This window comes from Rhodocaloribacter sp. (assembly GCF_056451265.1).
Genome location: NZ_JBWOPL010000123.1, coordinates 1 through 20,825 on the forward strand (window position 1 = coordinate 1; position 20,825 = coordinate 20,825).

16 protein-coding genes and 1 pseudogene are annotated in these 20,825 nt (G+C 66.6%); 11 read left to right on the forward strand and 6 right to left on the reverse strand.

Going from position 1 to position 20,825, the window contains the following annotated elements; genetic code table 11:
- Positions 1–201: 201 nt before the first annotated feature.
- Positions 202–702: a hypothetical protein gene (locus AC1HIY_RS17735; RefSeq protein ID WP_479578152.1), complete on the reverse strand. Its 501-nt coding sequence runs from the start codon at positions 700–702 to the stop codon at positions 202–204.
- Positions 703–842: 140 nt separating this feature from the next.
- Between AC1HIY_RS17735 and AC1HIY_RS17740 the strand changes: the two genes are divergently transcribed.
- The 6 genes from AC1HIY_RS17740 (at position 843) to AC1HIY_RS17765 (ending at position 9,456) form a co-directional block, all read left to right on the forward strand.
- Positions 843–1,640: an ABC transporter ATP-binding protein gene (locus AC1HIY_RS17740; protein ID WP_479578154.1), complete on the forward strand. Its 798-nt coding sequence runs from the start codon at positions 843–845 to the stop codon at positions 1,638–1,640.
- 49 nt (positions 1,641–1,689) lie between these two features.
- On the forward strand, positions 1,690–2,247 hold the full coding sequence (locus AC1HIY_RS17745; protein ID WP_479578155.1) for a cob(I)yrinic acid a,c-diamide adenosyltransferase: 558 nt from the start codon (positions 1,690–1,692) through the stop codon (positions 2,245–2,247).
- A gap of 50 nt (positions 2,248–2,297) precedes the next feature.
- On the forward strand, positions 2,298–4,274 hold the full coding sequence (locus AC1HIY_RS17750; protein WP_479578157.1) for an SGNH/GDSL hydrolase family protein: 1,977 nt from the start codon (positions 2,298–2,300) through the stop codon (positions 4,272–4,274).
- A 204-nt stretch (positions 4,275–4,478) separates the two neighbouring features.
- Positions 4,479–6,242 (forward strand): FG-GAP-like repeat-containing protein, encoded by a 1,764-nt coding sequence (locus AC1HIY_RS17755; RefSeq protein WP_479578159.1) that lies wholly within the window; start codon positions 4,479–4,481, stop codon positions 6,240–6,242.
- Between the two features lie 281 nt (positions 6,243–6,523).
- Positions 6,524–8,722 (forward strand): S8 family serine peptidase, encoded by a 2,199-nt coding sequence (locus AC1HIY_RS17760; RefSeq protein ID WP_479578161.1) that lies wholly within the window; start codon positions 6,524–6,526, stop codon positions 8,720–8,722.
- A gap of 341 nt (positions 8,723–9,063) precedes the next feature.
- Positions 9,064–9,456 (forward strand): MSCRAMM family protein, encoded by a 393-nt coding sequence (locus AC1HIY_RS17765; RefSeq protein WP_479578162.1) that lies wholly within the window; start codon positions 9,064–9,066, stop codon positions 9,454–9,456.
- A 22-nt stretch (positions 9,457–9,478) separates the two neighbouring features.
- On the opposite strand, the gene AC1HIY_RS17770 is transcribed toward AC1HIY_RS17765, so the two are convergent.
- Together AC1HIY_RS17770 and AC1HIY_RS17775 are read right to left on the reverse strand one after the other, a co-directional pair.
- Entirely contained in the window at positions 9,479–12,958 is a 3,480-nt protein-coding gene (locus AC1HIY_RS17770) for a T9SS type A sorting domain-containing protein (RefSeq protein ID WP_479578164.1), read from the reverse strand.
- Positions 12,959–13,134: 176 nt separating this feature from the next.
- Positions 13,135–13,653: a hypothetical protein gene (locus tag AC1HIY_RS17775; protein ID WP_479578166.1), complete on the reverse strand. Its 519-nt coding sequence runs from the start codon at positions 13,651–13,653 to the stop codon at positions 13,135–13,137.
- Positions 13,654–13,872: 219 nt separating this feature from the next.
- Here AC1HIY_RS17775 and prfA point away from each other — a divergent pair, with 219 nt between their 5' ends.
- From prfA to AC1HIY_RS17800, 5 genes and pseudogenes are all read left to right on the forward strand, one after another.
- Positions 13,873–14,949 carry a peptide chain release factor 1 gene (gene prfA / locus AC1HIY_RS17780; RefSeq protein WP_479578167.1) on the forward strand — a complete coding sequence of 359 codons (1,077 nt, stop codon included), beginning with the start codon at positions 13,873–13,875 and terminating at the stop codon, positions 14,947–14,949.
- 149 nt (positions 14,950–15,098) lie between these two features.
- Positions 15,099–15,449: a 30S ribosomal protein S6 gene (gene rpsF / locus AC1HIY_RS17785; protein WP_479578168.1), complete on the forward strand. Its 351-nt coding sequence runs from the start codon at positions 15,099–15,101 to the stop codon at positions 15,447–15,449.
- Between the two features lie 84 nt (positions 15,450–15,533).
- A pseudogene (gene rpsR / locus AC1HIY_RS17790) lies at positions 15,534–15,707 on the forward strand (30S ribosomal protein S18); the annotation flags it as partial.
- Positions 15,708–15,800: 93 nt separating this feature from the next.
- Complete coding sequence (gene rplI, locus AC1HIY_RS17795; RefSeq protein WP_479578169.1) at positions 15,801–16,262, forward strand: 50S ribosomal protein L9; 462 nt, start codon at positions 15,801–15,803, stop codon at positions 16,260–16,262.
- A gap of 194 nt (positions 16,263–16,456) precedes the next feature.
- A complete protein-coding gene (locus AC1HIY_RS17800) occupies positions 16,457–18,511 on the forward strand; it encodes a protein-disulfide reductase DsbD family protein (RefSeq protein WP_479578171.1) in 2,055 nt (684 codons plus the stop codon).
- 24 nt (positions 18,512–18,535) lie between these two features.
- On the opposite strand, the gene AC1HIY_RS17805 is transcribed toward AC1HIY_RS17800, so the two are convergent.
- Genes AC1HIY_RS17805 through AC1HIY_RS17815 form a run of 3 tightly spaced genes read right to left on the reverse strand, consistent with a single transcriptional unit; the run spans position 18,536 to position 20,807 of the window.
- Positions 18,536–19,048 carry a DUF192 domain-containing protein gene (locus AC1HIY_RS17805; RefSeq protein WP_479578173.1) on the reverse strand — a complete coding sequence of 171 codons (513 nt, stop codon included), beginning with the start codon at positions 19,046–19,048 and terminating at the stop codon, positions 18,536–18,538.
- A gap of 60 nt (positions 19,049–19,108) precedes the next feature.
- The gene (locus AC1HIY_RS17810) at positions 19,109–19,624 is read right to left on the reverse strand and encodes a DUF192 domain-containing protein (protein WP_479578175.1); all 516 of its coding nucleotides are present in this window, start codon (positions 19,622–19,624) and stop codon (positions 19,109–19,111) included.
- Positions 19,625–19,655: 31 nt separating this feature from the next.
- On the reverse strand, positions 19,656–20,807 hold the full coding sequence (locus tag AC1HIY_RS17815) for a pyridoxal phosphate-dependent aminotransferase (RefSeq protein WP_479578177.1): 1,152 nt from the start codon (positions 20,805–20,807) through the stop codon (positions 19,656–19,658).
- Positions 20,808–20,825 lie beyond the last annotated feature (18 nt).

Here is a 20,825-nt window from a genome sequence, read left to right on the forward strand (position 1 = left end):
TCGTCGCGTGGCGACGCTCTTCGACGGGACGATGGCGGCCAACGAGGCGCGGCGTTTCTCTTTCGACGGCGCCGGGCTGCCGAGCGGGCTCTATCTCTACCGGGCCGAGGGCGAAACCTTCTCCGCCACCCGGCAGGCGCTCCTCCTCAAGTGAGCCGCTCCCTCAAGTGAGCCGCTTCGGGGGCATGCGGCGCGAGCGGTCTATTCGAGCTTCAGATCGCCGTACGTGACCAGTTCGCCCAGGCCGTCGAAGACGAAGAGGCGATGGAGCCCGGTGACGCCGATGAGACCCGGAGCGAAACGGAAGTCGTGACCGCCCGTCTCGTTCGCATTCGTGAGGTCGTCGAGGAGGATGAGGCGGTTCGGGTCGCCGGGATCGCGGGTGCGGAGGACGAGACGGTTCGAGATGGCGTTAAACTCGAGCACGGTGAACGAGAGCGTGACCGGCTCGCCGGTGGTGGGGTTGGGATACGGCGGGCGAAACGAGATCTTTCCGGCAAAGAACGGCGCGGTCCGCCAGTCGTCCGGATCGTCTTCGAGGACGTTGCCGACGGCGTCGGTGCGCGCGAAGTTTTTCGGCGGCAGGTTGGCCATCTCGACGAACGTCTCCTGATCGCCGCGCTGGGTGTCGCAGCCCGCCATGAGGAGCAGCGCGAGGAGCATCGGCATCAGGAGCGTCCGGCGCGGGATCGAGGGCATCATCTCTGCGGTCTCCGCTTCGTTTCCGTTTCGTGATCGAGCCGGGAGAGAACCGTTTACGCCCGCCCGCGTTCCCCTGCCGGAGTCGACGCGGCGTCTGCTCGTCGCTCCGTCGTTTTGCCCGCCCAGCCCCCTCGAACGCCATGCCCGCCGTCTTCGCCGACCGACTGAACGTCTCGCTCGACGGGAAGGCGATCCTCCGCGACCTCGGCTTCACCGTCGAGGCGGGCACGTGGGTGGGGTTGCTCGGCCCGAACGGCTCCGGCAAGACGACCCTCCTCCGCACCCTCGGCGGACTGCTGCCGTACACCGGCACGCTCACCCTCTTCGACCGACCCGTGCACGCGTGGAAGCCGCGCGCGCTGGCCCGGCGGCTCGCCTTCGTGCGGCAGGCAACCACGCTCTCCTTCGATTTCACCGTGGAGGAACTCGTGCTCCTCGGGCGCGCCCCGCACAAGGGATGGCTCGACGTCGAAACCCGCGCCGACCGGGAGCGGGTGCGGGCGGCGCTGGCACAGGTGGACCTCGCCGGCTTCGAATCGCGCTCGATGCTCTCGCTCAGCGGCGGCGAGCAACAGCGCGTCCTGCTCGCACAGGCGCTCGTGCAAGAAGCCGAAATCCTCCTCCTCGATGAGCCGACGGCCCACCTCGACGTGCACCACCAGTTCGAATTCATCGATCACGTGCACGGCCTCGTGAAGGCCGGGCGCACCGTCATCGCCGCTTTCCACGACCTCGAGCTGGCCGCCCGCTTTGCCGATCAGGTGCTCGTGCTCGACCGGGGACGCCTCGCCGCCGCCGGGCCGCCGCGCGACGTGCTCACCGAAACCCTCCTCGCTTCGGTCTTCCGCATGAAAGCCCGCCTCGAACCCTCCGACGGCGACATCCTCCGCATCCACTACCTCGCCCCCCTCGGAAACGGAACGAACGGAAGAGAGTAGGCCGGATGCACCGATTGCCCTTGCTTTCCGCCTTGCCCCCGACTGCTCCATGAAGATCTACACCCGCACCGGCGACGCCGGCGACACCGCCCTCTTCGGCGGCGACCGCGTCTCGAAAAGTCACCCCCGCATCGAAGCGTATGGGACGGTAGACGAGACGAACACGTTCATCGGGCTGGCGCGGGCGCACTTCTCCGGAGCGCCCGGTCACGCCGTGCTCGACCCGATCCTCGCCCGCCTTCAGGCCGAGCTTTTCACCCTCGGCGCCGACCTGGCCACACCCGCCGACGCCCGCGCCTCGGCGCCGCGCGTCACCGAGGCGCACGCGCAGGCGCTCGAAGCCGACATCGACCGCCTCGAAGCCGACCTCCCGCCCCTCAAGTGCTTCATCCTCCCCGGCGGGACGGCGACGGCGGCAACGCTGCACACGGCCCGGACCGTCTGCCGCCGCGCCGAACGCCGGACGGTCGAGCTCGCCGCCGCCGAGCCGACCAATGCGCACGCCGTCATCTATCTCAACCGTCTCTCGGACTTCCTCTTCGTCGCCGCGCGATGGGTGAACCGGAAAGCCGGCGTCGAGGAGATGCGCTGGTCGCCGGAGGTCTGAGCGCGGCCCGTCCGAGCGCATCCCTCTCTCCATCCGTCACAATCCCTGCGATGTCGTCCACCCGGCCTACCGAACCGACCCTTTCCGCCCGGAAGCGAAGGCTTTTCACCCTCGCGACGGGCCTGTTGCCCCTCGTCTTCTTCGCGGCGCTCGAAGGCGTGCTCCGGCTCTCCGGCTACGGCGAGACGTATCCACTGTTCGTCCCCGTGCCCGGCTTCTCCGACTATTACCACCAAAACCGTGACGTGGCGCGGCGATACTTCACCCGGCAGGCGCGCGTCCCGACGAGCCTGAACGACGCTTTCGCCGCCGAGAAAGACTCCACGACGTTCCGCATCTTCGTACAGGGCGGCTCGAGCGCCGCCGGCTATCCCTATTATTACGGGGGAAGCTTCTCGCGCATGCTCGAACAGCGCCTGCAGCAGACCTTCCCCGACCGCACCATCGAGGTGGTCAATACGGCGATGGCGGCGGTGAACTCGTACACGATGCTCGATTTTGTGGACGAGATCCTGGCGCAGCAGCCGGACGCCGTGCTCATCTATGCCGGACACAACGAGTATTACGGCGCGCTCGGCGTCGCCTCGGCGGAGTCGCTCGGGCAGCACCGCTGGATGGTCAACGCCTATCTTCGCCTGCGGAACCTCCGCATCGTGCAAGGGTTGCGGGCGCTTCTGGAGCACGGGGCGGCGCTCTTTGCCGGAAACGACGGGCGCGAGCGGCCGACCGCCACGCTCATGGAGCGCATGGTCGGCGAGCAGTCGATCCCCTATCATTCTCCGACGTATGAGCGCGGGCTCGCGCAGTTTCGGGGCAACCTCCGGGACCTCCTCGCCAGGTACCGCGCCCATGGCATCCCCGTCTTCATCGGCACGGTGGCGAGCAATGAGCGGACGCATGCGCCCTTCCTCAGCGGACTTGCGCCGGAGACGGACAAGGTGACCTGGCACGCGCTCTTTCGCGAGGCCACCCAGGCCATGAAGGTAGGCGAGACGACCACGGCCCTCGCCGTCTTCGACGAACTCATCCGGCGCGACAGCCTCTCCGCCGACGCTTTCTTCAGCCGGGCGCGCATGCTCGACGCCGCCGGACGCTTCCCCGAGGCCCGCATCGATTACCTCGCCGCCAAAGACCGGGATCAGCTTCGCTTCCGCGCGCCGGAGGCCGTCAACCGCATCATCCGGGAGGAGGCCGAACGTGCGGGCGCGACGGTCGTCGAGACGCAGGCCGCGCTCGTGCACGTCGCCCGCGACGGCATCATCGGCTCCGATCTCATGCTCGAGCACCTCCACCCGAACGTGGACGGCTACTTCACGATCTCGGACGCCTTCTACCGCGCGCTCCACGACGCCCGCCTCATCGGCCCGTGGCGGCGTTTCATCCCCGCGAAAGAGGCGCGCCCGGAAGTGCTCCTCACGCCCGTCGATTCGCTCTATGGCGTGTATCGCGTGCGACAGCTCATGGGAAGCTGGCCCTTCCGCCCGCCCGGCGTCGTCGATCATTCGATGGACACCGTGCGCGCCGCAACGCCCGTGGAAGAACTCGCGCTGGCCCTTTTCCGGCGCGAGAAGAACTGGCTCGAAGTCACGACGCGCCTCCGGGACTTCTATGCCGAACGGGGCGATTTCCACCAGGCACTCCGCGCGGCGCTCGCGCTCATTCAGCAGTATCCGTACCTCGCCGAGCCGTACGCCGCCGCCGCCGACCTCCTCGTGCGCCAGCGACGGTATGACGAGGCGCTCGCGTATTTCGAAGCCGCCAACGACCGGCAGGAGTCGGCCGGCGTGCATTACATGATCGGCACGCTTCGCCTGGCGAAAGGCGAAGCCGGTCCGGCGCTCGAACACCTCGAACGCGCCCGGGCGCTCTCCCCCGACGACCCCCGCACGCTCTTTCAACTCGCGCGCGCCTATGTCGCCGTGAACCAATCGCCGAAGGCCCGGCAGACGCTCGAACACCTCCTCTCCGTCGATCCGGACTTCCCCCCTGCCCGCGCCCTTCTCGACCGCCTGCCGCCCGGCCCGTGACGCGCGTGCGGGCAGGGGGGAAACGCCCCTCCGGACGCTCCGCGTCCCGAACGCTTGAAGAGGACGACGCGATACGAACATCCGGGCGAACCACGCACGCCGATCCACCCGTTCGAAAACCGCATTTGCCCGCCCTTCTCTTTCCATCTTTCCCCTTTTCGCCTATTTTGTGGCGGATGCCCGCCAACGCTTCGAGGCCCGGACATGACGGAACGAACCCCTTTTTTCTTCGAACGATGGATGGGCCGAGCGCTCGGACTGGCGCTCGGTGCGGCGGCCCTTGCCGCGACGGCGCAACCCCTCGCCTTCACCGACGCCACCGAGGCGGCGGGCCTCGCAGGCCTCGACGGCTATGGCGTGGCCGTCACCGACTATGACGGCGACGGGTGGGACGACGTCTTCGTGACCACCGTGCGCGGGGCCTCCCGGCTCCTCCGGAACAACGGCGACGGCACGTTCACCGACGCGGCCGCCGAGGCGGGAGTGGCCGTGAGCGGGCAACACCTCGTAGCCCTCTGGGGCGACCTCGACAACGACGGCCTCCCCGACCTCTTCCTCGGGCGAAAGACCGACGGAGCAAACAAACTCTTCCGCAATCGCGGCGACGGCACGTTCGAAGACGTCACCGCCGACGCGGGCCTCGATCCCACGGCCGACGTCGGAGCCGCCGCCTTTGGCGACTATGACGGCGACGGGCGCCTCGACCTCTTCCTCGCCGTCGACCGCGCCCCCGACCTCCTGTATCACAACCTCACCGGGGACGCCGCGATCCGCTTCGAGGACCTCTCGGGACGCGCGGGCATCGGCGGGCCGCCCACGGCGGTGGCCATGCAGGCGACGTGGATCGACTTCAACCACGACGGGCGGCTCGACCTCTTCGGCGTCCACGACGGATCGACCGAGAGCCGACTCTACCGGAACGACGGCTACCTCCCGCTGCTCGAAGTGGCCCACGACGCCGGCATCGCCGACGTGGGCGCGGGCAACAGCATGGGCATCGCCTGGGGCGACTTCGACGGCGACGCATGGGAGGACGCCTACGTGACCCGCATCGGGCAGGCCGGCCTCTATCGAAACAACGGAGACGGCACGTTCACCGACGTGGCCGTCGAACGCGGCGCCCATCGCAACGGCATGTCCTGGGGCGTCGTCTTCGCCGACTTCGACAACGACGCCGACGACGACCTCTTCGTCGTGAACACGTCCGGATACGACGGCTCGAAGAGCTTCCTCTACCGAAACGACGGCGGAGTCTTCACGGACGTCGCCGCCGATGCGGGCGCGGCCCTCTCGATGGAAGCGCACGGCCTCGCCACGGGAGACTTCGACCGCGACGGGCGGCCCGACCTCGTCGTCGGCGCGACGAGCGGGGTGAAGCTGCTCATGAATACGACGCCGAGCGCGCGTCACTGGGCCGCGATCCGCCTCGAAGGGCGTGTGGTGAACCGAATGGCGCTCGGCGTCCGCGTCGAGGTCGTCGCCGGGGGCCGGACGCTCGTGCGCACCGTCAGCGGCGGCGACAGCTTTTGCTCGCAGTCGAGCCCCGTGCTCCACCTCGGCCTCGGCGACGCCGCGCGCATCGACACGCTCCGCATCCACTGGCGCGCCGGAGAGACGGAAGAGCACTTCGACCTCGCCGCCGACACGGACTACACCTTCACCGAAGCCGCCGTGGCGACGGCCGTCGAAGACGAGGCGCTCCCCGACGGCTTCCTCCTCGCGCAGAACTACCCCAATCCCTTCCATCCGCGCACGACGATCCCCTTCGCGCTCCCCCGCGCCGCGCACGTCACGCTCACCGTGTTCGACCTGCTCGGACGTCCCGTGGCGACGCTCGTGGACGGCCGGCGCGCAGCCGGCGCACACCGGATCGCGTTCGACGCCTCCGGGCTGCCGGGCGGCGTCTATCTCTATCGCCTCCGCGCCGGGACGTTCACCCGGACGCGCGCGCTCGTCCTCCTCGAATAGCCCCGGCCACGCTGTGTTTTTTCCTCCGGATTCGCTACTTTGAGCGTGCCTCGTCCGTTCCCGTCACCGAACGGGCAGCCGGCCCTTGTGGATGTAGTTTTCGAGCCGCAAAGATCGGGTTTGTCTCCGTTATATTCTGTGTAGTGGTCGGCCTTCGCCGAAGTGCGGTCTCCCCGGCTTCATGGATGTTTGCTCCCCTGAAGAACGTCCTTTCGCGCTCCGCCCCGGCCCATCGACGAGCGCATACGTATGTTTTTACTAATCATATCCCCCTTTTACCCATGCTTCCATTTTTACACACCTTCCTTTGCCGACGCGCGCTTCTCGTCGGGCTCCTGGTCCTCCTCGTCGGCCTGACGGACGTTCGGGCGCAAGATGCCTCGTGGCGACAGAAAGTGGATCCGACCCTGCTTCAGTCCGCCGGGAAGACCGACGGAGCCGAGTTTATCGTTCGCCTCGCCGAACAGGCCGACCTTAGCGAAGCCCGATATTTGCGTACGAAAGACGAGAAAGCCTGGTTTGTTTATGAGCGGTTGACGGAGGTGGCGCGCCGGACGCAGCCCGCCGTCACGGCCGAGTTGGACGCTTTCGGGGCTTCGTACCGTCCGTTCTGGATCACGAACGCCATTGCCGTCAAGGGCACGCGGCAGACGGTCGAGGCGATGGCGCGGCGCTCGGACGTGGCGTACGTCTATCACGACGACCGGCTTTCGGCGCCCTCGCCCCTGCCGGCGCCGTATGCCGAGCATGCGAAGACGAACGCCATCGAGGACAACGTGATTCAGATCGGCGCGCCGGACGTCTGGGCGCTCGGCATCACCGGAGAGGGCGCCGTCGTGGGCGGGCAGGACACCGGCTACATGTGGGAGCACGCGGCGCTCATCAACAAGTACCGCGGATGGGACGGCGCAACCGCCGACCACAACTACAACTGGCATGACGCCATCCACAGCCTCATCGGGGGCGGCTCCAATCCGTGCGGCCTCGACTCGCCCGTGCCGTGCGACGACAACGGCCACGGCACACACACCATGGGCACCATGATCGGCGACGACGGCGGCTCGAACCAGATCGGTGTGGCTCCCGGCGCGAAGTGGATGGCCTGCCGAAACATGGAGCGCGGCAACGGCACGCTGAGCACGTACATCGAGTGTTTCGAGTGGTTCACCGCCCCGACCGACCTCGGCGGCGGCAACCCCGACCCCACGATGTCTCCTCACGTCATCAACAACTCGTGGAGTTGCCCCACCTCCGAAGGCTGCAACACGACGAACTTCATCGACATGGAGACGGCCCTTAACGCGCTTCGCGCCGCGGGCACGGTCGTCGTCGTCTCGGCGGGGAACAGCGGCCCCTCGTGCAACACGGTCAACACGCCGGCGGCCATCTTCGAGGGCTCGCTGACGGTCGGCTCGGTCAACGGCTCCGACGTGGTCTCCTCCTTCAGCAGCCGGGGCTCGGTCACGGTGGACGGGAGCGGGCGGCTCAAGCCGAACGTGTCCGCGCCGGGTGAGAGCGTCCGTTCGAGCTATCTCGGCGGCGGCTACCTCTCGCTCAGCGGCACGAGCATGGCCGGCCCCCATGTGGCGGCCACCGTGGCGCTCATGATCTCGGCCAACCCCGACCTCGCCGGGGACGTCGACGCCATCGAAGACATCATCGAGTCGACGGCCATTCCGCGCACCACCTCGGAGTCTTGCGGCGGCATCCCCGGCAGCCAGATTCCGAACAACACGTACGGCTTCGGACGCATCGACGCGCTCGCCGCCGTGCTGGCGGCCACCGGCGGAGGCGGCGGCGACGTGACCGTCACGGTGACGCCCCTCAACCCGCCCATCGTCATCGGCGCGGGCGGCGGCAGCTTCCAGTACGACCTCGACATCGTCAACGGCGGCGCGACCTCCGTCACGCTCGATATCTGGATCACCATCGACGGCAACGGCATCTCGCGCACCCTCGGCCCGGTGACGAAGACCATCGCCGCGGGCGGGAGCCTCAGCCGCACCTTCACGCAGACCGTCCCGGCCGGCGCGCCCGCGGGCACGTACACGCAGACGGCCAGCATCGGCTCCTTCCCCATCGCCGACGCCTCGGACAGCTTCACGTGGGAGAAATCCGCCGCCAAGGGCGACGGTGCGGGCGCCGGTGAATGGGCCTCCGACTTCGACCGCATGATGGCCGAATCCGCCGGTGAGACGCCCGACGCGTTCACGCTCGACCAGAACTATCCCAACCCGTTCAACCCGACGACGCTCATCTCGTACACCCTCCCCGAGGCCGGTCACGTGACGCTCAAGGTGTACGACCTCCTCGGCCGGGAAGTGCGCACCCTCGTCGACGGCTTCCAGGCCGAAGGCGTCAGGACCGTCGCGTGGGATGCGACGGGCAACGCGGGCGAACGGCTGCCGAGCGGCACGTACCTTTATCGCATCGACGCCGGTCGTTTCTCGGCGACCCGCCAGATGACGCTCATCAAATAAGCGCCCCCGCTTTCACCCCCGGCACGAGCGCCGCGCGATCCGTCGTGCCGGCGCTCGTGCTTTTTGCGCCGGCGGCGCGCCATTGGCTCACTGCGTTCGCCGACAGGATCCCCCATACCCCCACGCCCACACAATCCGCCGTCAGGGCGCTCGCCGTCCGGCCCGCTTCACGGAGAGGCTGCCCGGACAGGAGCGACCGGCCGGTCGCCCCTGCGCCTCCCCGGGACGTTGGAGACGCCCCCCTTCTCGTGAAAAAGGCGTCAGGCCGCCGATCGGGGGAATCATTGCCGCGCCGGTTCGTTTACACGAGAGTCGTCATTGTTCCTATTCCAGTGATCCCCATGCGAAACCTCACGTTCGTCCTCACGTTTGCCGCCGTGCTCTCACTTAGCCTCTCATGTCAGGCCAAGGACACCCCCGAAGCGGACTCCTCCGGCATCGAAGGACAGGTGCTGCGCACCAACGTCAAGCCCGGCCCGGTCCGGCAGGGGGAGCCCACCGAGGTCCCCTTCTCCGCCACGTTCCGCGTCCTCGACGCCGACGGGAAAGAGGTGCTCACCTTCACGACCGACGAAGACGGGCGTTTCAAGGTCACGCTCCCCCCGGGCGAATACACCATCGTCCCTGCCGAGGACACGCCCATCCTTCGCCCGAGCACCCAGCAAAAGACCGTCACGGTGCCGAAAGACGCCTTCACCGAACTCCGGCTCGTCTTCGACACGGGGATGCGGTAGGCGTACGGACCGGAAGCCTCGCTCACTTGACCCGGAGCGCCATCTTCTGATCGATGAAGTCGCCGGCGTGGAGGCGGTAAAGATAGACTCCGCTCGCCTGACGCGCTTCCCAGACGACCTCGTAATACCCCGGCGGCTGCTCCTCTTTCACCAGCGTGGTCACCCGGCGCCCGAGCAGGTCGAACACCTCCAGTGTCACCTTCGCGGGGCGGGGGAGGCTATACCGGATCGTCGTCGTCCGTGAGAAGGGGTTGGGGTAATTCTGTTCGAGCGAGAACTGATCCGGAACGAGTCCGTCGCCCGGCGCGACGCCGGTCGGGTCGCCGCCGGGAAGGAACGTGAGCAGGCCCCAGTATTGAGGATCGAACTCGGCTTCGCTCGGCAGATCGGAGACGATGACATTCGTCTTGTTATTCCAGTAGATCCGCCGCCGGGTCTCCACGCCGTCGCCGATGAGCACGCCCACGTCGCCGAGGATGGAGAGGCCGCTATCCGGCGTCAGGCCGAGGAGTGCGAGAGGCACCGCCACCTCGAAATCACCGTCCGCCTGCCCGAACGAGATCGACTCGGTGACGTCCGCCACGTACTCGAGTGTGAGCGTTCCGATGGGCGAGGTGTACGTCTGCCCCTCGTCGTCGGAGGCGTCGGGCCGAACGGCCTCGAAGAGCGTGGCGCGGAGCGGGCCGCCCGTCGGGTCGGCGCCTTCGCGCGTGATGAAGAGGCGAAAATCGCCCTCGACGGGTTCGGTGCGCGCTTCATCCGCCCCCGGCGCGCCGATCCAGAGGTCAAGGCCGCCGCCGGTGGCGAAGTTTGTCTCGAACCCTTCCGCGCCGGAATTATTGAGCAGGTCGGGCATGTCGGTTCGGTAGGCGGCGTAGAGCGAGTCGTCGTCGACGGCGAGGGCGGCTTCGATGCCGAGCGCCGCGTCGAGGGAGAGCCACTCGGCATTGTCCCACTCGACGATCGCCCCGTCGGCGGTGGGAGCCATCGAGCGAATGTGGACGGTTCCCTCCTTCCGCTCCTGCAGGCTCAGCCCGTCGACCCTCGTGGGGGCCTTCCCGGAGAGCATGTCACTCGTGACGGTGATCTCGCCGAAGTCGAGGCGGCGGGCCGTATCGAGGCCGTCGAGATAAAGGAGGGAGGTGTGTTCTTTCCCGGCGGCGTAATAGAACTCGCCCGAGTCCAACCCGTTGAGTGTGGGCCAGAAATGCTCCCAGTTCGGGCTCACGCCCTCGATGACGTCGCCGCGCTGGATGACTCCGGCGGCGAAGCGCCAGAGCGGATGCGTGCGGCTGTCTTCGAGCAGTTCCGTCACGAAATAGCCGTCCCACGTGAAGACGTACGCCTGCCCGAAATCCGAGTTGATGCCGAAGATGGGTCCGGTCTCGCCCGCGCCCGGGGCCCGGATGTCGCCGAGGGGGCGCGCCGTGGCGATGACCTGACCGGGATACTGCTCCACGGGCACCGGTGCGCCGCCCACGTTTCGGTTCGGCCACTGTGAATGGTACTGTGCGACGAGTTTGCCGTGGTTCAGAAACGTGAGCGGGCCGAGGAAGCTGATGAAGAGGCTGTCGTTGGAGAGATGATAGCTGTCCTTGTCCTCGCCGTAGAGGTCGGGCGCCGCCGTGGTCCATGCGTTCATGTCATAGCGCGGGATGCCGTTGGCCTGAATATCCGGGGCGGGCAGTTTATAGCCCCATATGCTCGTGATCGAGAGGTCCGGTTCGACGAAGCAGGTCCCCTGAAAACGGCTTTGCCGGGCATACTGCACTTCGGAGGGCTGCACGAAGCCGTCGCGGTCGAGGTCGCTCCATACGAAGAAAACCTTGCGCCCGTTGCTGTCGAAGGCCTGCCAGTCGCCGAGGTCTTTGATGACGTCCCACTCGCTGACGATGCCGGCCGAAGCCGCCGGCCACAGGCGTTCGTCCTCATAGAGCCATATCGAACACACGCCGTTGCCGTTGGGCTCCTCCTGATTGTTGTTGGCCATATACTGCCGGCCGCCCACGTATCGCACGAACTCCGGCCCGCGAAAGCGCAGCGTGTCGCCGGTCGGGAAGTGCTCGGCGTCCAGAAGGATGCGCCTGACGTCGTACGTGCCGGCGTCCCAGTCGAGGGCGAACTCATAGGTTCGCTTGATGTGCTCCTTGCCGCTTTGCGCGTAATAGAAGCGGGTGGAGTCCATCGGATCGAGCATGCCGCCGCCGCCGTACTTCGGCGGGCCGTACCAGACCCGGTCGAGCGCGCCCGAGGCGGCGTCCCACCGCGAGATCCGCTTCGGGGCGCGATGCCGCTCGGCCACCCAGAGCATCCCCCGGCTGTCCACCGTGATGCCGCGCGGATAGCCCATGCGCCGCTCATCGTACGGCCCGATTTGCGGTCCGCCCGCCTCGCCGATGGTCCGGAGCAGCTTGCCCGTGAGGTCGAACACCTTCACCTGATGGCTCTCCCCCCAATCCGACACATACACCTCCTCCCCGCTGACGAAGACGTTCTGCGGGTCCACCAGTCCGTCGCTGATGATGAGCGTCTCCTTCGTGAGCGTGCCCGTGGCAAAGTCGGCGTCGAAACGCTTGACCTGCGTGCCGGTGACGACGAACAACTGCTCATCCTCCGTGACGAAGAGGCCGCGGGGGCTGTCGAAGTCGAGTTCGGCGACGACCGTCCGGCGGGCTTCGTCGAGGAAGACGACGCGGTTCATGAGGTGCAGCGAGACGGCGGCGACGCCGTTATAGACGGCCAGCCCCTTGAGTTGCTCGTCGTCCGCTGAGTCGACCGTATAGATCATCGGGTTGGAAGGCGTGCCGCCGCCGCGCAGATACCGGTGCAGGCGCAGCCGCGTCGGCGAGCCGAGCACGACGCCGATGTACGCGGCGATGGTCTCGTTCCGGTTCGGCCCCATGTCGCGGGCGACGTTGTGCCCGGAAAAGAAGCCGCCGGGCAGGCTTTGCTTGCCGAAGAGCTTCCGCCCGTCCTCGTCGAGGAGCATGATGCCGTGCCCCGCCTCGCCCGTCTTCGCCGTATACAGGATCGAGGGTCCGTCCGTCTGATCGACGAAGCCCGGCGGCAGCCACACCACGTCCCACGCGCTCTGCTGATCGGAGAACCACGCGCCGGTGTTGTCGAACGTGTGCCATGGCGGCGTGCCCGGACTCTGCACGCTGAACTCGTACCGAAGCTTGATGCCCTCGTGAAAAAGCGCCTTCACCCGGTAGGTCCCCGGCGCGACGAGGCTCCGCTCGATGTCGTAGTTGCCGTCGGGTCGATTGCGGTTGACGGGGATGCCGAAGTCGTACCCGTCCCAGAAGATCGTCTGGGGACCGGCGGGGAAAAACGTCTCCTGAATGAGATTGCGCACCCGATTTCCCGCCTCATCCTCGATGACCACGGTTACGTAGCCGTCGGTTTCCAGGTTGAAGGGAACGGGGATATCCTGCGCGGACGACGGCATCACTCCGAGAAGCCCCGTCACTCCGAGCAGGAGACACCGGAAGAAACGCATAGGTACGGTGGATTGATGATCCGGCGCCATCCTCAGCTGCGACGTCACGGAACGCCTTCTCGCCTTCCTCCGCCGCCTCGACCGGAAAAAAGTCAAAGATAAAATACGCGACCTTTCGAAATGTCACGGAATTGCGAGCACCCCCCATCGACATGCGGACAGGTTTGGCCCGGCTCTTACGGACGCAGCGCAGCGTTTGCGCAATAACCTTTCGCGCCTTCGCAACCTTCCTTCCCCGCTTCGACAGCCGCGCACAGGTCGGCCAGAAACGCTTCTTCCGCCGCGAGGGCCGGGGCCTCTCCACTCGCACAGCCGTCGACGAGGTGGGCCGTCTCATGCACGATGGTCGTGGCAATCTCCACCGCCGGAAGGGGGGGGAAGATGAACCCCTGACGCTCGCCGGTCGTCGACACGAGGATGTTGTCCTCACCGCAAAACGCCCGCCCGAGGATCTTCGTGTTCTTCTTCTCGGCGGGAATGACGGCGACGTACTCCACGGCGCAAACGTTTTGTTCGACGAAGCCGAGCCAGCCCGCGCACACCAGCAAGGCCTCGTGCTCCGCCTGAAGATTGTTCGCTCCCCGGCACACCTGTTCTCCGGAGGGCGTCAGGTCGCACGAGACCAAACCGAGCAGCCCGACGAATGCCGCCCACAGAAAACGGCGCGTCCATTTATTTCGTGGATCAAGCGGCATGCGCGCAAACGTACGGAATGAAAAGCATCGGAGCGCAGGCAAAAAACAAGCCGCGTCCGGCGAACGTCGAGATCATACGCCGCAGACGTCTCCCAGGTTGTCGCCTCCACGAACGAACGCGCCACAGGCGATAGCGACGCCGGCACGGTGAGCCGCACGAACCTTCCCTCCCACCCGGCGTTCATGCTTCGGCGCAGATGAAGAGGAGCCAACGACGTTATGATCGATCTGGAAAAGCTAAAAAACATCAAGGAACGGTTCGAGGAAGTGACCGAGCTCATGTCCCGTCCGGAGGTGGCCACCGACCGGGCGCGGATGGCCGAACTCGGGCGCGAGCACGCCGCGCTGAAAGCGGTGGTGCGCGCTATCGACCGCTTTCAGAAGCTGCTGGCCGAACGCGAGGATTTGCGGGAGATGGCGACGGCGGAGGATGATCCGGAGTTGGCCGAGATGGCGCAGGCGGAGCTGGAGGAAATCGAGAAGAAACTGCCTGCCGTGGAAGAGGAACTGCGCTTTTTGCTGATTCCGAAAGATCCCGAGGACTCGAAGGACGCCATCGTCGAGATCCGCGCCGGCACCGGCGGCGACGAGGCGAGCCTCTTCGCCGGCGATCTCTTCCGGATGTACGCCCGTTTCGCCGAGAAGCACGGGTGGAAGCTGGAAGTGCTCGAAAGCTCGCAGGGAACCGTGGGCGGGTTCAAGGAGATCATCTTCAGCCTCAAGGGGCCGGACGCCTTTGGCACGATGAAGTACGAGAGCGGCGTGCATCGGGTGCAGCGGGTGCCCGTCACCGAATCGAGCGGGCGCATCCACACCTCGGCGGCTACGGTCGCCGTGCTGCCCGAGGCCGAGGCCGTAGATGTGTCGATCCGTCCGAACGAGCTGAAGATCGACGTGTACCGTTCGAGCGGGCCGGGCGGGCAGAGCGTCAACACGACCGACTCGGCGGTCCGGATCACCCATCTCCCGACCGGGCTGGTGGTGACGTGCCAGGACGAGAAGAGCCAGCACAAGAACAAGGAGAAAGCGCTCCGGGTGCTCCGCGCGCGGCTCTACGAGCTCGAACGCGAGAAGCGGGAGGCCGAGCGCAGCAAAGCCCGGCGCTCGATGGTCTCCACGGGCGACCGCTCGGCCAAGATCCGCACGTACAACTGGCCGCAGGGGCGCGTCACCGACCACCGCCTCGAAGGCGAGCACAAGAACTACCCGCTCGAAAAAGTCATCGCCGGCGACCTCGACGACGTCATTCGCGCGCTCCGCACCGCAGACAACGCCGAGCGGATGGCCCGACTCTGACCGCCCGGACCCGCTTCGTGGATATCTCGCGAAGCGGGAGAAAATCTTGATTTCCAGGCGTAGGACGGGCTATCTTTTGAATCTTTGCAATCCCTGCTCTTGCCCGAAAGAGGCAAGGGTGTACGTTTCACCAACCATGGGGAAGGCACATGGCCGATCCAAAAAACACGTACGAATTCACCTACATCCTCAACGGCGCGCTCAGCGACGATCAGATCAAACAGCTGGTCAAGCGGATCCGTAAGTACATCGAAGAGCACGGCGGTGAGATTCTTGAAGTGGACGAGTGGGGCACGCGCCGGCTTGCCTATCCGATCAACAAGAAGCGCAACGGCTACTACGTCAACCTGTACTTCCGCGCGCCGGGAGAACTGATCGGGCGTCTCGAGCGCGTCCTCGAGATCGAAGACAACGTGCTGCGCTACCTGACGCTTCGCATGGACGCCAAGATGCTGCGTCATTACGAAGGGCGGACCAGGGCAGCCGCCACCGAGGGCTGAGCCCCATCCTTTCGTTTCTTCAAGCAATCATCCGGTAGGTAATAGACGATGGCAGACAAGAAAAAACGCGACGCCGAACCGGCGTACGTCGATTACAAAGACGTCGAACTGCTCAAGCGGTATCTCAACGAGCAGGGGAAGATCCTGCCCCGGCGCATCACCGGCGTCTCGGCCAAGTTTCAGCGGCAACTCACGCGCGCCGTCAAGCGCGCGCGGCACCTGGCGCTGATTCCGTTCGTGGCCGACGCCGTCAAGTGACCCGCGCCCGTCGCGGATCGCAAGGCTCACAGGAGGGTTCACGTCGAGGCGCGTTCGCATGCGGCGAGCGACGCCTCCTCAGCGAAGAAAGTCATGAAAGTCATTCTGCTCAAAGAAGTTGAAAACCTCGGCGCCGAGGGCGAGATCGTGTCCGTGAAGGACGGCTACGGTCGCAATTACCTGATTCCGAAGCGTCTGGCGCGCCTGGCCACGCCGAACGTGGTGAAGGCGTGGAAAGAGGAACGCCGGCAGGCCTCGCGCAAGCTGACGAAACTGAAAGAGGACGCCGAAAACCTCGCCCGCGAACTGGCGGAGATGGAGGTCGTCATCCCGGCCAAGGTCGGCGAAGAGAACCGGATCTTCGGCTCCGTCACGGCGCACCAGGTCGTCGCCGCCCTCGAAAAGCAGGGCGTTCAGGTGGATCGCCGCAAGGTCTCGCTCGACGAGGACATCCGCCTCATCGGCGTCTATACGGCGACGGTAAAGCTGCACCCGGAGGTGACGGCGCAAGTGAAAGTGCGCGTCGTGCCCGAGTCCTCCGAAGCGGAGGCCTGATCGGTCCTCTTCCGGCAAACTTTTTGACGGAGCGCTCGTTTTCCCCGGAAGACGGGCGCTCTTTTGTGACGGGCCTCCGTAACTTCGCCGGGTACGGCTGATCTAAACGGCAGGTCGGGCGTTCGAACGTTGCCCGCGAGCCGGGCCGACGCATCCTCAGCGCGTCCGGACTACTTGAAGGAAAAAGCAAGATCATGCAGAGCATACGTACGGGTATGGCGCCGGTGATGGGAATGCTGGCGCTCCTCACGCTCACTCAGACGACGCGCGCGCAAACCATCGGACCGCCTTCCGACTACGTGGCGTGGCAGGCGACCGCCGCGCCGGGCGGCGTGGCGCCGGGACAGCGCGTGCGCCTCTTCGTCTCGACGCAGATCGCCGACGGCTGGAAGATGTACGCGATGGACTCGCCGCCGCCGAGCCGGGGCGTGCGCCTCTACCTCGACCCGCTCCCCTCCGGCTTTACGCAAAAGGGCGGAATAACGCAGTCGGAGCCGAAAGAAGCCTTCGACCCCAACTTCAAGATCGACGTCCGGTACTTCAAGCACGAGGCGACCTTCTCCGCCGAGTTTGCCGTGGCCGAGGACGCCGAGACGGGAACGTATGAGCTCAGCGGGCGCTCCGAGTACCAGATCTGCAACGACGACCTGGGCGTGTGCCTGCCGCCCGTGAAGGTCCCCTTCGCCGCCTCCGTCGTGGTTGATCCGAATTGCGACATGGCGCTCGACAACGCGCTCACCGACTGCCCGGTCGATCTCGTCATGGCGCCCGCCACGTTCGGCGGCGGCGACGCCCTCGTGCCGGGCGAGACGTTCGGCACGGCGGGCGATGTGACGGGCACGAACGGCGGGGACGCGGCCGCCGAGCCGCCGAGCGACCTCGACGCCGCGCGCGAAGGCGGTATGTGGGCCTTCCTCCTGCTCGCCTTCGGCGCCGGGCTGGCCGCCCTCCTCACCCCCTGCGTCTTCCCCATGATCCCGCTGACGGTGTCCTACTTCACGAAGCACGCCGAGAATCGCGGCGAGGCCCTCCGGATGGCCGGCGTGTACGGCACGTCCATCGTGCTCACGTTCACGGGGCTCGGCGTCCTCATGGCGGTCGTGGTGGGTGCGGCCGGCGCGCAGACCATCGCGGCGAACCCGTGGGTCAACCTCTTCATCGCCCTGATCCTCGTGGCCTTTGCGCTGTCTCTCCTCGGTCTGTACGAACTACGCCTGCCCACCGGGCTGCTGAACTACATGAACCGGCAAAGCACGTCGAAGAAGGGCTACGTGGGCGTGCTCTTCATGGGGCTCACGCTGACGCTCGTCTCGTTCTCGTGCACGGCGCCGTTCGTGGGCGGGCTGCTCGCAGCGGCGGCGGGCGGCACGTGGGCGTATCCGCTCCTGGGTATGCTCGCCTTCAGCATGGCGTTTGCCCTGCCGTTCGTGGTGCTTGCCCTCTTCCCGAAAGCGCTCAACGCACTGCCCCGCTCGGGCTCGTGGATGAACGTCGTGAAGGTCGTGCTCGGCTTCGTCGAACTGGCGGCGGCCATCAAGTTCATCTCGAATGCGGACCTCGTGTGGGGGTGGGGGATCGTCTCGCGCCCGCTTGCCATCGCCTTCGTCACGGTCATCTTTTTCCTCACCGGCCTGTACCTCCTCGGCAAACTCCGGCTGGCGCACGAAGAGGCGCCGGAGACGGTCGGCGTGGGACGCCTGATGGCGGCCATCTTCTTCATCGGCCTCTCGCTGTACATGCTGCCGGGCCTGCTCGGCGCGCCGTTGAACAAGCTCGACGCCTATCTGCCGCCGCGCCAGGGCACCGACGTGAGCCTGCTCGCTTCCTTCCCCACGACGACGGGAAAGGCTGCCGAAGATGAAGCGTGGATCGTGGACGACCTCGAGACGGCCTTCGCCCAAGCACGCGCCGTCGGCAAACCGGTGTTCATCGACTTCACCGGGTATACGTGCACGAATTGTCGCGAGATGGAGGCCAACGTCTTCCCCCGCGCCGAGATCGCCGAGCGCTTCGCCCGTGACTACGTGCTCCTCCGCCTCTATACCGACGACCTCACGCGCGGCGAGGAGTTTCTGAACTATCAGCTTGCCCTCACCGGCACCGTCGCCCTGCCTACCTACGCCATCGTCGATCCCGTATCGGAAAAGCTCATCGTGAAGCGCAGCGGGCTGCTCGACACCGAAGCCTTCGCCGCCTTCCTCGACCGGGGCGCCGCGGGCTTCCGGCAGATGAACCTCGCCGCAAAATAACGCCGCGCTTTTCACCGGACGACGTCATCCGGCCTTCCGCTCCTTCCGAAGATCCACCCACCGCACGCGGTCGCTTTCGATGATGCCGTACGTGTCGGTGAAGCCGGCTTCGACCTCGATCACGAACCGCGCCGCCGCCCCGCCCGAGGTGACGCTCTCCGGCGAGAGCGGCTTCGTGTACTTCGTGATGCTCACGATCTGCGAGTCGGCGTCGACGAAAAGGATGTCGAGCGGAAGCTGGGTGTTGGCCATCCAGAAACTCTGCGGGGCGGGCTGATCGAAGATGAAGAGCATGCCGCTCCGCTCCGGGAGGCGGGAGCGTTGCATCAGCCCGCGCGTGCGCGTCGAGTCATTGTCGGCGATCTCGATGTCGATGGTCACGATGGGCGCACCGTCGCGGAGAAAGGTGAGCGTGCCGTCTTTGCGAAACGGAATTTCGGGGAGCACCTGCTCCGACGATGGCTTCTCTTTCGGTTCTCCGCCGCAGGCAGCGAGGAAAAAGAGCAGGAGCGGGAGGACGAAGAGCAGTCGGCGCATGTCGATTCGAAGCGGATGATGATTTTTCGGGACGTCGGGCGGGCGCATGGACGCGCGCCTTCACTCGGTGCGTTGCCACCGGACGCGGGTCGTCTCGTCGATGCCGTAGAGATCGACGAATCCGGCCCGCACCTCGAGCACGTGCCGGGCCGGTCCCCCGGAGCGGATGAAGTCTTCTGAATACGGCTTCGTGTGTTTGGCGATGCTGACCACCTTGCCGTCGGAGCCGATGAAGAGGATGTCGAGCGGAAGCGGGGTGTTCTTCATCCAGAACGTTCGCGTGGTGTCGTCGTCATTGACGAAGAGCATGCCGCCGCGTTGCGGGAGGGTCCGGCGCTGCATGAGCCCACGCGCCTGCGCCGAGTCGGTCTCGGCGATCTCGATGGCGATGCGGGTGATGATGGAGCTGTCGGGCCGGAGAAACTCGAGGTAGCCGTCGACGCGGAAGGGAATGTCGCGGGGGGGCGGGGGCCGGTCTTCCCCGCAGGCGCTCAGGCCAAGCATGAGGATCCATGTCAGGGGGAGGAGAAGCGTCGCCCATCGAGGGAGGCGCCGGAGAGCAAGAGCAGCGTGCATGCGCGGATGGGTTGGGTGGAGCAATGAGGGACTACGTACCGAGGGCCCGTTCCACACGTTCCCGAAGGCCGGAGAGCCGCTCGACCGGTTCCCGGCTGAAGACGAGTCGGACGTACCCGTCGGCGTTGCGGCGGCCCCAATCCCGCATCGGCGTGGCGGCCACCTTGCCGCGTTCGAGCAACAGGCGCGAAGCGGTGAACGAGTCCAGACCGAGCGCGCCCACGTCGAGCAGTGCGGACCAACCGCCGGCGGCGGCATGCAGCGGCCAAGCGCACAGTTGTTCGTCGACGGTGTCGCGGCGGCGCTCCCACGTGCGAAGGCAGGCGGCAAAGTCGGCCTCCGGCTCGGCGAGGGCCGCCCGCGCGCCCGCCTGTGCGATGCCCGTGGGCGTCACCACGTTATAGATGTGTACGCGCGCCACGTCATCGATGACCGGATGCGGCCCCGCCACCCATCCGATGCGCCACCCGATCATGCGAAACTCCTTCGACACCGAGCCGACGATGAGGGTGCGCTCGGCCATCCCGGGCCACGCGGCAGGGTGCAGGAACTCCCGGCCGTCGAAGAGGATGCGTTCCATCGCCGCATTGTAGATCAGCCGGAGCGAGCGACGGCGGCACAGGTCGACCACGAAGGCCCACTCCTCCCGGTTGAGCACGGCTCCGGACGGCATCGAGGGGTTCATGAGAAAGAGCGCCCGCGTGCGCCCGTTGACGGCCTCGGAGAGCGCGTCGAGCTCGAGCCGCCACGCACCCGCCTGCCGCACGAACGGGACGAGCCGGGGCACGGCGCCGACGAGCCGCACGCGGTTGATCATGCCCGCATAGGTGGGATCGGTGAGCACGACTTCATCGCCGGGGTCGGTGGTGGCCAGGAGCGCGTCGAGCATGCCCTCGGTGCCGCCGCACGTGATGACGACGTGGCCTCGATCGTATGGATGGCCCGTTTGCCGGGAGAGCCTCTGCGCGACGGCCTCACGGAGGTCTTCCCGACCCGTGAAGGGGAGATAACTGTTGGCGTCGGCCCGGTCGAGCGCCTCACGGGTGGCGGCGCGGGCGGCAGGCGGCGGGGGGAGGTCGGTGTCGAGGTTTTCGAGGCGGAGCACCTCGGGGTCGTCCCCGGCGGCGGCGGCCACCCGGTCGATCGAAAAGCCGGGAATATCGGTGAGGCGGCGAACAGGCATGGTCCTCTGGTTTGGCAG

What these genes read in the sequence shown, in the direction of transcription:
- AC1HIY_RS17760 (WP_479578161.1), top strand. Translation starts at nt 6,524, where the DNA reads ATGCTTCCATTTTTACACACCTTCCTTTGCCGACGCGCGCTTCTCGTC.
- rplI (WP_479578169.1), top strand. Translation starts at nt 15,801, where the DNA reads ATGAAAGTCATTCTGCTCAAAGAAGTTGAAAACCTCGGCGCCGAGGGC.
- AC1HIY_RS17735 (WP_479578152.1), bottom strand. Translation starts at nt 702, where the DNA reads ATGATGCCCTCGATCCCGCGCCGGACGCTCCTGATGCCGATGCTCCTC.
- AC1HIY_RS17775 (WP_479578166.1), bottom strand. Translation starts at nt 13,653, where the DNA reads ATGCCGCTTGATCCACGAAATAAATGGACGCGCCGTTTTCTGTGGGCG.
- AC1HIY_RS17745 (WP_479578155.1), top strand. Translation starts at nt 1,690, where the DNA reads ATGAAGATCTACACCCGCACCGGCGACGCCGGCGACACCGCCCTCTTC.
- rpsF (WP_479578168.1), top strand. Translation starts at nt 15,099, where the DNA reads ATGGCCGATCCAAAAAACACGTACGAATTCACCTACATCCTCAACGGC.
- AC1HIY_RS17810 (WP_479578175.1), bottom strand. Translation starts at nt 19,624, where the DNA reads ATGCACGCTGCTCTTGCTCTCCGGCGCCTCCCTCGATGGGCGACGCTT.
- AC1HIY_RS17740 (WP_479578154.1), top strand. Translation starts at nt 843, where the DNA reads ATGCCCGCCGTCTTCGCCGACCGACTGAACGTCTCGCTCGACGGGAAG.
- AC1HIY_RS17755 (WP_479578159.1), top strand. Translation starts at nt 4,479, where the DNA reads ATGACGGAACGAACCCCTTTTTTCTTCGAACGATGGATGGGCCGAGCG.
- AC1HIY_RS17750 (WP_479578157.1), top strand. Translation starts at nt 2,298, where the DNA reads ATGTCGTCCACCCGGCCTACCGAACCGACCCTTTCCGCCCGGAAGCGA.
- AC1HIY_RS17815 (WP_479578177.1), bottom strand. Translation starts at nt 20,807, where the DNA reads ATGCCTGTTCGCCGCCTCACCGATATTCCCGGCTTTTCGATCGACCGG.
- AC1HIY_RS17805 (WP_479578173.1), bottom strand. Translation starts at nt 19,048, where the DNA reads ATGCGCCGACTGCTCTTCGTCCTCCCGCTCCTGCTCTTTTTCCTCGCT.
- AC1HIY_RS17765 (WP_479578162.1), top strand. Translation starts at nt 9,064, where the DNA reads ATGCGAAACCTCACGTTCGTCCTCACGTTTGCCGCCGTGCTCTCACTT.
- prfA (WP_479578167.1), top strand. Translation starts at nt 13,873, where the DNA reads ATGATCGATCTGGAAAAGCTAAAAAACATCAAGGAACGGTTCGAGGAA.
- AC1HIY_RS17770 (WP_479578164.1), bottom strand. Translation starts at nt 12,958, where the DNA reads ATGCGTTTCTTCCGGTGTCTCCTGCTCGGAGTGACGGGGCTTCTCGGA.
- AC1HIY_RS17800 (WP_479578171.1), top strand. Translation starts at nt 16,457, where the DNA reads ATGCAGAGCATACGTACGGGTATGGCGCCGGTGATGGGAATGCTGGCG.